This is a genomic window from Bacteroidota bacterium (assembly GCA_041658205.1).
Classification (GTDB): Bacteria; Bacteroidota; Ignavibacteria; order UBA10030; family UBA8401; genus UBA8401.
In genome coordinates, this window is the sequence record JBBAAO010000001.1 from 1,603,160 (window position 1) to 1,616,277 (window position 13,118).

8 protein-coding genes are annotated in these 13,118 nt (G+C 38.8%); 3 read left to right on the forward strand and 5 right to left on the reverse strand.

All coding sequences use genetic code 11. From position 1 onward, the window contains the following. Position 1: 1 nt before the first annotated feature. The 5 genes from WDA22_06645 to WDA22_06665 all read right to left on the reverse strand — a co-directional run bounded on the left by WDA22_06645 (position 2) and on the right by WDA22_06665 (position 8,836). The gene (locus WDA22_06645) at positions 2-3,151 is read right to left on the reverse strand and encodes a hypothetical protein (GenBank protein MFA5833137.1); all 3,150 of its coding nucleotides are present in this window, start codon (positions 3,149-3,151) and stop codon (positions 2-4) included. A 73-nt stretch (positions 3,152-3,224) separates the two neighbouring features. Next, a complete protein-coding gene (locus WDA22_06650; protein MFA5833138.1) occupies positions 3,225-5,192 on the reverse strand; it encodes a hypothetical protein in 1,968 nt (655 codons plus the stop codon). 136 nt (positions 5,193-5,328) lie between these two features. Continuing rightward, complete coding sequence (locus WDA22_06655) at positions 5,329-6,234, reverse strand: helix-turn-helix domain-containing protein (protein ID MFA5833139.1); 906 nt, start codon at positions 6,232-6,234, stop codon at positions 5,329-5,331. Between the two features lie 599 nt (positions 6,235-6,833). Further along, positions 6,834-8,042: an aminotransferase class V-fold PLP-dependent enzyme gene (locus WDA22_06660; protein ID MFA5833140.1), complete on the reverse strand. Its 1,209-nt coding sequence runs from the start codon at positions 8,040-8,042 to the stop codon at positions 6,834-6,836. 101 nt (positions 8,043-8,143) lie between these two features. Further along, positions 8,144-8,836 carry a DNA alkylation repair protein gene (locus WDA22_06665; GenBank protein ID MFA5833141.1) on the reverse strand — a complete coding sequence of 231 codons (693 nt, stop codon included), beginning with the start codon at positions 8,834-8,836 and terminating at the stop codon, positions 8,144-8,146. 47 nt (positions 8,837-8,883) lie between these two features. On the opposite strand from WDA22_06665, the gene WDA22_06670 reads away from it, so the two are divergent. The 3 genes from WDA22_06670 to WDA22_06680 all read left to right on the forward strand — a co-directional run bounded on the left by WDA22_06670 (position 8,884) and on the right by WDA22_06680 (position 13,108). After that, complete coding sequence (locus WDA22_06670; protein MFA5833142.1) at positions 8,884-10,032, forward strand: MFS transporter; 1,149 nt, start codon at positions 8,884-8,886, stop codon at positions 10,030-10,032. 55 nt (positions 10,033-10,087) lie between these two features. Continuing rightward, positions 10,088-11,557 carry an amino acid permease gene (locus WDA22_06675; protein MFA5833143.1) on the forward strand — a complete coding sequence of 490 codons (1,470 nt, stop codon included), beginning with the start codon at positions 10,088-10,090 and terminating at the stop codon, positions 11,555-11,557. Positions 11,558-11,647: 90 nt separating this feature from the next. Next, the gene (locus WDA22_06680; protein MFA5833144.1) at positions 11,648-13,108 is read left to right on the forward strand and encodes an amino acid permease; all 1,461 of its coding nucleotides are present in this window, start codon (positions 11,648-11,650) and stop codon (positions 13,106-13,108) included. Positions 13,109-13,118 lie beyond the last annotated feature (10 nt).

Sequence of the window (13,118 nt, forward strand, 5' to 3'; positions counted from 1 at the left end):
TTTATTTGCTAAATAAATCCAAAATCTTTTCCGTGAATTTTGCACGGAATGAAAGGAAGAATCCGGCTGATTGATAATCTTGTCCAACCAGATCACGATCTTCTGTTCCAATAAAGTTGTAACCGACTGCTACACGAATATTTTCGAATACAACGTTTCCAACTTCGGCACTATATCCATGTTTTACCGATGTAGAATTTTCCTGGCCAACGATTCTTGAGCTCAAAATACGATATTCCGATGCAACATCGAAATTATTCCATTGTAAATCATATTCTGCTCGAAGCAAATAGAAATCGGTCATGGTAGAAACATGTAATCCAAATGCCTGTTCTGAAGCATACTTCATAGCATATTTTGTTCCGATTTCAAGACCGATGATCGGTTCAACAAAAGTGTGCATAGAAAGAATATTTACATTGTATGATGTTTGCGGTTCAACCAGTCCGTTAAATTCTACTTTCTTTTCAAATTTGCCAATCGCATTGAACCAATCAATATTCACCGGACGATATGCAAGGCCGACGATGTTTTCAAACTTTTTCAACAATCCACTGTTGATACCGCTACCAATTTGTCCGGTTGATAACGTTCCACCTGCAAATGTATTGGAAGACGACTGTGGTTGGACGCGATCTTCTTCGAAATACGACATTTTATCGATCAGGGTGAAATCATTTGCCAATCGGATATCACCGCCAAATGTGAGATTACGACGAATCGATTGGGAATTCTTTGCGAACTCACCTTTGATTGATCCTTTATACGATTCATTCGGTAAATATTCCAATCCAACGGAGACGGCATCATTATCATCTGTCTGAACTTCTACAATATTACGATCCAAAGCGCGTGTTCGTTCATAGGAAACATTTGATGTTACTTCATCGGTGATGTGTACGGTATTCTTTAAGCCAATGCTCATTTGATTTCGTTGACCGCTGATGCTATTTCCAATTTGATACCGTGCTGTAGCAGATGTTCCATAACCAAGTTCTGAACTGATACCAATTAATGATGTGTTAGCACCGTTACCGTAGAACTTCTGACTTAATGAGAGTGTTACGGGATCAAATATTCTGTATTCCACACCGATTGTAGCGGCTGACGGTTTTACTTCATTCTTTTCTGAAGCACTAATGCTGTGTTCATATTCGCCGATAATATTCATTCGATCCATCGGGCGAACAGAACCGCGTAATGCAACCATTGTTGATTGTTTTGCACTTGCCGTTGTGTCACTCGGTGTTTCATACGAAATATTCTCTACTCGTGCACCAAGTGTTGCTGTGTTTCCAAATGAACGTTCACCACCGGCAATAATAGAATTGATGATCACTTCGTTGCCTGAGACTGATTGAATAGTATGATAGTAATCTGTTGTCAATTTTGTCGCTTCAAAACCATTATACGTTGCACCAGCACCGTACTTTGTTGAACCGGATTCGTTCGCCAATCCGCCTGCGCCCATTGTTTGATTCATGAAGCCGCTTTCAACTTTTCTGAAGTATGATTTCAGTTGAAGTTTTTCAATTGGTGATCCGGAGGCGTCAATTTTCCAAGCATTACCGCCGGTATTGATTTTATCATAACCGCGTGCAAATTCTCCGCCTACTGTTAATTGTTGATCAAGGTTATACTTTGTGTTTGCACCCAACAACGTGAAATTGCTGTTCGATCGATCATGGACCAGTGTTCCACCAATTCGCAATCCGTCAATAATCTCTTTTTCTCCTTGTGCACCAACTACATAACTGTATTCTGTCGCAATGGTTGTGGTCGCTTCGTATGATACTATTATATAGACAGGGTTACCGCTGCCATCGATGCTTGCAACCGGTTGTTTGAAGAACAATGTTCCCTGTTGATAATCAATTTCATAATCACCAAAGCGGCTCTTTTCGTTGCGTGAAAGAACTATTTCGTTATGCATTTTATCGCGTGTTTCGATGCGCACTTTTTCTGTTCCGATAACAATATTGCTCTTTCCTAAGAAATAGAATCCGGAAATTCCCTGTCCACGAATTTCATCCTGCACAACTTTACGATCGGTCAAGGTTGCAAACACATCCGCATTATCTTTCTTTGTTTCATAATGTGCTTTTACACCGTTGAACGTTCTATCATAACGAGCAAGTTCGTTCTGAGCAAGACCGGTATTAAAATCACCAAACAATGCGTATGAACGATTCTTTTCTAATTTTACGAAGAATGGATTGTTGGATTGCGCTGTATAATCGACTGTGCTATTGTCGCCATAAATAGAATACAGCACATCCGGATCAAGTTCTTTGAACAATCTGTCTTCACGTCGTTTGTTATCGTAAGATGCGGTCAACAGATAATCAGTCCACACTGAACCGCGGCCATAAAATGCCAAGCGACCGTCGCTATGGAATCCGTTATTCAATTTACTTTCATTTTTCAATCCAGCAAGATTGCCGGATGCTGACAATATGCTTCCTTCAGCATTTGCAGAACCAACCAACATTAATGGTTCGATTGGTGTGTTGAATTGTTTAGAAACTCGAGTTGCAATTGATGCTGTTGAAACTTTTAGAGTATAATTTCCAGCATCTTTTGGAGCTCGCATTGGTATAGCGATCTCTCCATTATTCAATCGAACCTGAACACCGATCGTATTAGGATCTGCATCTTTCACATCAATCTTCATATTGTCTGCTTCGATAGTTACAAAGTAACCTTCTGGAATCTTTGCTCCCCATTGATCCACTACATTTGCAGTAACATTCAATATTGAACGGCCATCGGCGCGAACTTCATTCTCTGGCATATTAACAATAATAGAATCGGGAGTACCAAATACATGTATATTTCTTGTTGCTTTGATCACTTTCCCAAAAACTGTTTTTGTTTCAACTGTAAATTGAACAGGACCAGGATTTACAATTGCACCGTTGAATTCAAATACTCCATCAGGTCTAATTGAAGTAGAATCTAGAGCAACACCATTTGCGAATAAGACAACCTTTACACCTGTCGGACCGACGCCGGATAAAAACTGACTTGTATAATGACTAGTCGTTCCTTCCTTCGGTTCAGTAATGATGAGTTGCGCCTCTGCGAAAGAAGTCAGCATCGTCAGACTGATGATAACAAGTGAATAATATTTTTTTAAGGTGTTGAGCATTTGCTCTATTTTGTTATTTTTTTATTTCTTTTTGTGGTCATATCGAGATCACTCCCGATATGACCAAAAATACTTAGTCCACTATGCAACGATATCTAAAAATACGTGTAGCCCCACCATTCAAAGAAAATGAAGAACTTGTACTGAATGTTGTACCAACTACCTGAGCAACGTCTATATCAGCACCCGTTGTTAAATTGGAGACAGTTACTCCATCATCGATGGTAATACCTTCGCCTGAACCGTACCCGTTTGTTAAATGGGTCAATTCCGTTTGGATCGCGTTTGAAATGAGGATGTTGGAAATAGAAGCTGCCGATCCATTCGATACTGTGATTTTATAGACCACTGTATCGGAAGGTCCAATTTTCATTGACGCTCCTAAAAATGCTGTGTAGTTATCATTAAAACCAACGCGAAGTACACTGTCAATTTCCATTGAGATAGAAAGTGTTTGCATTGTGATCTTCGTGACTACCACACCATTATCATCAGTCGATGTATAACCATAGAAAATGTTTCCGGTCGTGGTAACGGCTGATGCTGTAATGGTTTTCTTTAATGAATCATTTAACACAGCAGGTGTTGATCCGGTTTTATACAAACGAGTATAAACTCGAACATAGACATATTGACCGGTTCCTTTTGCCACATTTGATAGACTTGTTATTGAGTTTTCAGTAATCGCAGCATTTGCTGTCAACGGCGACGATGCAAAATACACGGTGGTCGCAGTAGCAGAATCAGCAATCGATCCAGTTGCATTATGACTTTTTGTGAGGTTAACACTATTGGTAGTGTTTCCCATATTTTTTAAGAAGTACTGAAACTCTACTATTTCGTTAGAACCCGTCGATAAAGTCGAGTTGATTGGATTTACTGGAATCCATTTAAATCCATATGAGGTTGCTACCGTGATATTTGAAACACTAGATGTACTATTTGGTGTGAAATTAATTGAACCTGTTGATATACTATAACTACCCGCAGGCCATGCACTTGTTCCTGAAGTAGTAATAGTTGCACCGGATGCAGGACCTGTAGCTACCGTTGTATCAATTGTTAACAAATTGCCAAAACTAAATGTTTGTGTATTTGTATTGTATGTGGTAGTGAAATTTGTATATGCAAGATTTGCTTGTGGTATTGTAATAGTAACAGTACCTGCTGAATAGGAATATGATACATCAGAAGGCGTTGGTGGAACAGGAGAACTAAGAGTATTGGTGGTAGCTAATGTTGTTGGCCCTGCTCCACCATTCCATGTTAAACCAGAAGGAACAACAAAAGTGAATGTTGCTGCACTGGTAGGATTTGTTGTTCCGGTATTGCTATAGACAACTGAGTACTGTACTGGTGCCCCAGGTATTGCAGGGGTTGGTGGGGTTTGTGTAATTGTCACGCTAACTACTGGTTTTTGTATCCTGACGCTAACATCTCTATCAGTTGAGAAACCACTATTTACGTAAAATACATCTGCCCCAGAATTATCAACCGGGAAATTTGTAAATGTAACTCTCACCCTTGCAGAATCGTCATTGTTTAATGATGCAGGAGTTGTAATTTTTAATAAATAGTTTTTTGTTGTCGGTGATCCTTCTACATAAACTTCGTTTCCAGAAACTAATACATCAGCCCCATCGAAAACTAGAGGGGTTCCATTGTCGACATACAATTCATAGGTACTTGGAGTAAATTTACCTGTTCCAGTACCAGAGGGAAGACTATAACCAACTGAAAATGTTGTCGAATAGTTTGAAGTACTTGAAAATGATACCGGAATGTATACGCTTTGATTTTGCAACGCAGTTTGGTCAGCAACAGTCGAAAAACTACCGGCAACTTTGTGCCCTACAAAGAAGGAAATTGTGTTCGATGTTTTCGAACGAGAATTACTTCCATCGGTAAATGTAACACTAGCTGTGTTGCTAATTGCTGTTCCTGCAGTCGTTCCCGTTGCGAATGCAGACTGAACTGAAGAAAGCACCAGCATTATGACTAATGCTATGCTTAAGCGAGAGAACATTTTATTGTTCTTCATATGTGTATCTCCTTGTGTTGTGAGTTTGTTCATTTTGTTTTTTAATTTTTTGTTATTTAATCTGTTTTTCTTTTAACACTTTTTTTACTATGGTGGTTTGTTATACATATTATTTTCCTTTTTAATAGTGATAAATTTATTTGTGATTATGTATTGTTGTTAAATTCATATTTCCAAATTGCATTGATTCAAGCTCAGCATATGATGCGTAATATGTTACGGAGTCAAGTTGATTTACCAAGAGATCTTTAAATGCGTTGCCGCCAACGATACAATGCGAACCGCTCGATTTTGCCAACTCTGCTACCTTCTTTAATTCATTGACCAATTGTTCTTTATTTTCGGTAAATGATGTATACAGACAAACTGCAAATGGTTTTGTGCGAACAACAAATTGATTGATTGCTTCTGCACTGATACCAGAACCTAAATTCATCGCCGTATATCCATTCACTTCAAGCAAAGTCATCACTGCTGCTAACTCGACATCATTTTTTCCATTTTCAATAGAGGCACAAACCACTGGTTTATAATTGCGCGATTGTTTGTTCACTGTTTCATTTAATTGATTGAGCGAAGAGGTCAAAACATTTTGTGCCAAATGAAATTCGCTGATGGAGAGTTTATCTTGAACAAGTAAAAACCCTAACTTCTTTACTGTTGGTTTTACAACATTGTCGAACAACGATGCAACTGATAACCCTGCATTAAGACTTTCACTAAACAATGTGAGGATCTCTTGCTTCTTTCCTTTGATCGCCGAAGAAAAACAGACGGAATGTAAAACGTTGTATTCTTTTTTGTGAACGATTGAACGGATGATCATTTCATCACTCATCAACTGAGGAAGCGCCTGAGCGGGTTGAGTTCCATAATTGTTTTCAGTGATAAAATTGTAAAGATCTTCCGAACGGAATTTTCGATGTCCACCCGGAGTACGAAAACATTTAAGTTTTCCTTCATCTGTCCAACGTTTTACTGTTGACTTGTCCACGTGCAAAATATTTGCGACGTCATGTGTTGTGAATAAAACTTCTCCCATACGATCCTCAAAAATTAAATGAGCGGTTTGAACTATTTTCTACTACAAAGGTAGGAAGTTTAGAAAACCCAAGCAATACAATGTGAATTAGAGTATTTTAATACAATTCTTAGCTTGAGTTAAGACACATTAGAATTCTCTAATAAATATTTTATAGATAATGATGGGTTACATATTAAATATTTGACATAATTAGAATGTTTTAATAAGAGATAATTTTGACTGATTTATTGTAGAGTTTTACAACACATTATTTGTATATTGTGATAGGTTACACACAAATGCAAGATTAAAATGTAGTTAATTTGATAGTTTCGCTAAAGAAACTAAGGGGAAAGTTAGGTAGGGTCTTTTTTAGTAACGATTACTGTGTAGCGAATGTGTATAATTACTTTATTTTGTTTTTTGTAAATACTCAGTTTTTATGATTCTTTACCACTAAAAACACGAAAACACAAAATTTTACCAATCTTTTTGGTGTAATGGTTTAACAAAAATTACATTTTCGTGATTTGGTGGAATGTTTTTGAATTTTTATGTATTTCTGCGGAGTAGTAACGTTTTTATATCTAAACTCGCTCTGCAAAAATCAAAATTGACTATTTCGATATGCCGTTTTTTCCAATTTCTTTGACAATTTCACAAAATCTATCTAATTCCTGAGTAGTCGTATATAGATTTGGGGTAATACGCACACCTTTAAATTCGTCATGTACAATCGGTGTCGTATAAATTTTATATTTTGACATTAAATGTCCAACCAATTCGACGGGTTCTACCCCTTCAATCCCAAAATTACCAATAGCACACGAAAATTGATCATCAAACGAGGTATTAAAATATACTTTTGGAGTAGTTTTAAGATTATTCATCCAATATCGACTTAAATATCGTAGTCTTGCTTCCTTTCGCTTTCCACCAATCCCATTATGATATGCTATTGCCTCTCCTATCGCAAGCTTAGGTGCTATGGAATTTGTACCAATTTCTTCAAATTTTCTAATATCATTTGCTTGTTTCTTTTCAGCAGCCATTAAAGGCCATATTTTCTCGATTTTGTCTTTCTTAATAAACAAAAGCCCTGTTCCTTTTGGTGCATAGAGCCATTTATGCAAACTAACTCCATAATAATCACATTCCAAGTTATTTTGCTTAAAATCAATCTGTGCAAATGAATGTGCACCATCTACGATTACCTCGATTCCTTTGGATTTTGCTAACTCACATACCTCTTTGACTGGTAATATTTGACCGGTCAGGTTAATCTGATGACACATTAAAATTACTTTGGTTTTTGTTGTGATTCCTTTCGCAAATGCATCAACTATTTCTTTATTTGACTTTGCAGGAACCGGTATTTTTACCATTTTAAGCACCAAACCTTCACGTATTTCGCGCTGTTTTAGTGTTGTGAGCATTCTAGGATAATCTTGTGTGGTTGTCAAAATCTCATCACCGCTTTTCAAATCCATTCCCATCAACAATATTTCCAGTGATTCCGAAGCATTTCGCGTTATGGCAATTTCTTCCCTATCACAACCAAACAGCTCAGATAACCCCGTCCTGATTGTTTCAACTTGAGGTTGCAGAATCTGCCACATTGTGTACGCCGTAGCATCTTCCTGTTGCCACTGATATCGAATCAATGCTTCTGTGACAATACGAGGTGAAGGTGAAACACCACCATTATTCAAGTTGATGATACCGCGTGTAATGGAGAACGATTGCTGGATGGGAAACCAGAAATCCTCGTTATTGGCAGATTCAATAGGGCTGAGATGGTCAAATTCTTTGGTCTTTGCAAACAATCGTTCTTGTAAGGACATGAGGTAAGTTGAAGAAAGAGTTGCAAGACCAAGACCTCTTCCTATGTTGGAGATGAATGTTCGTCGGTCGATATCATTGAAATTCATAATACACCTTTTCTTCGCTTTATCATCGCGATTGTTTTTGGATCGTTAAGTTCCCTGATTGCATCTCTGGCTATCCATTGTGCCGATGGAGAGGGAATGTTCTGAATTTCTTTCGAAAGTGCAATTGCTTTTTTGTGCAATCGAAGATTTCTTTTCCCTATCTGTCGTAAAGCCCAATTCACCCCTTTCCTTACAAAATTTCTTTCATCTGTAGAATAGGTATAAATTAACGGGAAGAATTTTTCAAACTCGCTGTCATCGGTCTGTTTATGGTGCACTGCCAGTTCGGCGATCATTACCAATCCCGCGCGACGTACAAACTCCTTTTTGCTTTTTGTCCATCGAAACGGCAACACAAAGGCATATGCTGTTTTTTGGAACAGTTCAGCACAACAACAGTCACATTGTGCCCAATTGACGATCTGGTTTGCCCAGTGATCGAGCAAACGTAGATTCATTTTTCCAGGATCGGCAATAAATGCTGCAAGGATTCTTGCTTCGTGATATTCTGTACGCCACAATGAAAGTGCAAGATTATGATCCTTATTATTATGTTTAGCAAGTGCTCGAATATCAGGGGCGGAAACGCCAAACGCTTTTTGAGCGGTAATGTTGTACCGCTTCATTCCTTCTACATTTTTTTGACTACCAAGCAAACGTAGCTCAGTAAGGATTTGAGAAACTATCATATGTTCTTTTTTGGGGAATATACAATAATTCAGTATCTTCTGCAGTCATGTCCAAACAAAAAATAATTATTCTCTCCACCGTGTTTGTCGATGTCCTTGGATTCGGAATTGTTATTCCCATCCTTCCCTTTTATCTGATTGAATTCGGCGCATCAGCATTCACCATCACAATACTCTTTTCTACATTTTCATTTTGTGCATTTCTCAGCGCACCATTGTTGGGTGCATTATCTGATAGAATCGGGCGTCGTCCTGTTTTGCTTCTTTCTATTTTTTCAACTTCTATTGGTTGGTTCGTCTTTGCAAGTGCAGCTTCTATTCCGTTTCTCTTCTTGGGAAGGATCATAGACGGAATGGCAGCCGGTAATTTTTCGACAGCACAAAGTTATCTTGTTGATATTTCAAAGAATGATGAAAAAGAACGAATTAAAAATTTAGGAATCATTGGCGCAACGTTTGGAATAGGATTTATCTTAGGACCAATGGTCGGCGGCATTCTCAGCAAGATTTCTCACGCATTCCCTTTTTATTTTGCCGGCGGAATGGCATTGATAAATGGTATTTCAGCTTTTTTCTTTTTGGAGGAATCACATCACAATCGAAATAGCGAACCATTACGATATAATCCGCTGACTCCTCTCATTCGAGCATATAATACTATTTCCCTGCGGTCGTTATATCTGAAATGGTTTTTAGCAAGCGTTGCATTTGTTATTATTCAAACGGTTTTTGCATTATTTGCTCAACAAGTATTCAATTATGACTCATTCCAAACGGGTATTTTGTTCACTCTCATTGGCATCGTTATCGCAATAAATCAAACGTTATTGCTCAACAAATTTTGGGTGAAACAATTTACCAACAATCAATTGGAACTGATTATGCTCGGTCTAATGATTATTGGTTTGCTCCTTACCGCCACACAAAATCGTCTTTTGTTCTTTTTAGCATTTCCATTTGTAGGAACAAGTCAGGCTGTGTACCGAGTTGTAGTAGCAAACCAAGCCATGAAGCATGCAGATCCCAAAATGAAGGGTGAGGTAATGGGAATTATTGCGTCGGTTATGACCGGTGCAATGGTGGTCAGTCCTATAGCTGCCGGAATACTTTTTGAACAAAACGCCTCCTTCCCTTTTATCGCCGGAGCGCTCTTTGTACTTGTAGCGTTTATCATTTCTTATAAAAATTCACCTTGATTTCTTACAACGGTTTCCGTATCTAATACCAAATCTTAACCATAGGAGGAAAGTAATGGCGTCAAAACTGTTTGTTACTAAACCACTAAAAGACTTGATGGCAGACTCGCAGGAGAATGATCATTCTCTGAAACGAACACTCGGCCCGATTAATCTTACCTTGCTTGGAATCGGTGCTATCATCGGTGCAGGGTTATTTGTTCGCACGGCAGCCGCTGCGGCTGAACATGCCGGACCGGCAGTGACAATTTCTTACATTGTTGCCGCCATTGGATGCGCATTTGCAGGTTTATGTTATGCTGAATTTGCATCGTCCATTCCTATTGCCGGAAGTGCCTACACGTATTCGTATGCTACTATGGGTGAATTTGTTGCGTGGATTATTGGCTGGGATTTAATTCTGGAATATGCATTCGGCGCCGCAACAGTTGCCATTGCGTGGTCCGAATATCTTAACAAGCTTCTTGGAAATTGGAATATTCAAATTCCATTTGAATGGAGTCACTCTCCTTTTGAGGTTTCTCCCGATGGAATTAGCGGGTTGGTAAATCTACCTGCGGTATTAATTTTATTTTTAATTACCATGCTGCTTATTCGAGGAACTCAAGAGTCTGCATTTGTCAACGGAATTATTGTTGTGATCAAAGTTTCTATCGTCCTTCTTTTTATCGGATTTGGATGGGCTTACATCAATCCTATGAATCAAACACCACTGATTCCGGAACCGATGGTCATTAAATCTCACCTCGGGTCGGACATTAATTTTGGCGGTATTATGGGGATTCTTGGAGGTGCAGGCGTCGTCTTTTTCGCATTCATTGGATTTGATGCCGTTTCGACCGCGGCACAAGAAGCGAAAAATCCGGGTAGGGATATGCCGATCGGCATTTTGGCTTCTCTTGTTGTTTGTACAATTTTATACATTCTCTTTTCGTATGTATTGACTGGTATAGCACCGTATACAGATTTTAGAGTGGCTGGAAAAGAAGCCTCCGTTGCCTACGCAATTTTACATTACATGCCTGGATTTGAATGGCTTGCATTGCTGATTACTGTCGCTATTCTTGCAGGATTTTCTTCCGTTATTCTTGTGATGCTTCTGGGACAAACACGTGTGTTTTTTTCCATGTCGCGTGATGGTTTGGTACCAAGTATCTTCTCTGACGTTCATGAGAAATTTAAAACACCGTACAAATCAAATATTGTCTTCTTTCTTTTTGTAGGATTGTTTGCGGCATTTATTCCTGGAAGTGTCGCCGGTGATATGACTAGTATCGGTACGCTGTTTGCGTTTGTGCTTGTCTGCGCCGGTGTCTGGATTATGCGAGTAAAAAATCCGGACATGGTGCGAGGTTTCAAAACACCTTTTGTACCTCTTATTCCCATTTTAGGAATGCTTGTCTGCGGTGCGATGATTTTTGGGTTAGGACTTGAAAATTGGGCTCGACTAGGTGTTTGGCTCATTATCGGCTTCGTAATCTATTTTACGTACAGTATTAAAAACAGTAAATTGCAAAAAAAATAATCGATGTATTGTAGAACATCTTTGCCCGCTCTGTATTGTGTTTAACACAAGCGGGCAAATTTTTTTTTTCACTATTCGCACGGTTGAATTATGAGTACACAACAAAAAGAATTCAAGCAAAGTCTTGGCCTTCTTGATTCCACAATGATCGTCATAGGTTCTATGATTGGATCGGGTATTTTTATTGTCAGTGCAGACATAGCAAGAACGGTTGGTTCACCGGGAATGCTTCTTGTTGTTTGGCTGATAACTGGATTCATAACCTTAACCGCAGCATTGAGTTACGGTGAATTGGCAGGGATGATGCCTCATGCTGGTGGACAATATGTTTATTTGCGTGAAGCATACAATCCGTTGATTGGATTCTTATATGGTTGGACAGTCTTTACCGTTATCCAAACAGGAACAATTGCTGCTGTGGGTGTTGCCTTTGCAAAATTTACCGCAGTATTGTTTCCATGGTTTAGTGAACAACACGTTCTATTTTCCCTCTTGGGATTAAATATCAGCGCAGCTCAAATCTTAGCTATTGTTAGTATTGTTGTTTTGACGGCTATTAATCTTACCGGAATACAAGAAGGAAAAGTTGTTCAAAATATATTTACGTTTGCCAAAACAATCGCGCTTATCGCCGTCATTTTTCTTGGAATTTTTATCGCCCGAAATCCTGAAGCAATTTCCGCAAATTTTTCAAACTTTTGGAATGCAAGCTGGACAACCATGAAGGATGGAAAAATTATTTCCGTTGAATCCTTAATGGGATGGCAATTAATTGCCGCAATCGGCGTGGCGATGGTTGGGTCTCTCTTTTCCAGCGATGCATGGAATAATATCACGTTTACCGCAGGTGAAGTAATCAATCCTAAGAAAAACATTCCCCTCAGTTTAGCAATTGGAACAGGTATTGTAACGTTGCTATATATATTGGCAAATATCGCTTATATCGTTGTACTTCCACTTGTCGGTAATCCCGAATCGACTGAAGTCATCGGTCGAGGGATACAATTTGCAACATCGGACAGAGTTGCTACTGCAACGATCGCCGTAATTTTTGGAGAAACCGCAGCTGTTGGAATGGCTGTTTTAATCATGGTCTCAACCTTTGGCTGCAACAATGGATTGATTCTTGCCGGAGCACGAGTCTATTACGCTATGGCGAAGGACAAATTATTTTTCAAAAAAGCGGGAGAATTAAATTCACATGCAGTTCCAGCATGGGCATTAATTGTTCAAGCAGTGTGGGCAAGTTTACTTTGTCTCTCCGGTAGTTACGGTGATTTACTCGACTATGTTATTTTTGCCGTGCTCATATTCTACATTTTAACAGTTGGTGGAATTTTTATTCTTCGCAAAAAAATGCCGAATGCCGAACGGCCCTATAAAGCTATAGGATATCCTGTGATTCCTGCCATTTATATTGCATTAGCAACACTCATTTGCGCAATTTTACTTATTTACAAACCTGCCTTCACCTGGCCAGGTTTAGGAATTGTTGCAGCGGGAATACCGGTATACTTCATTTGGAAAAAATTCACAACGAAAAATTCATAAGTAGGAAAAC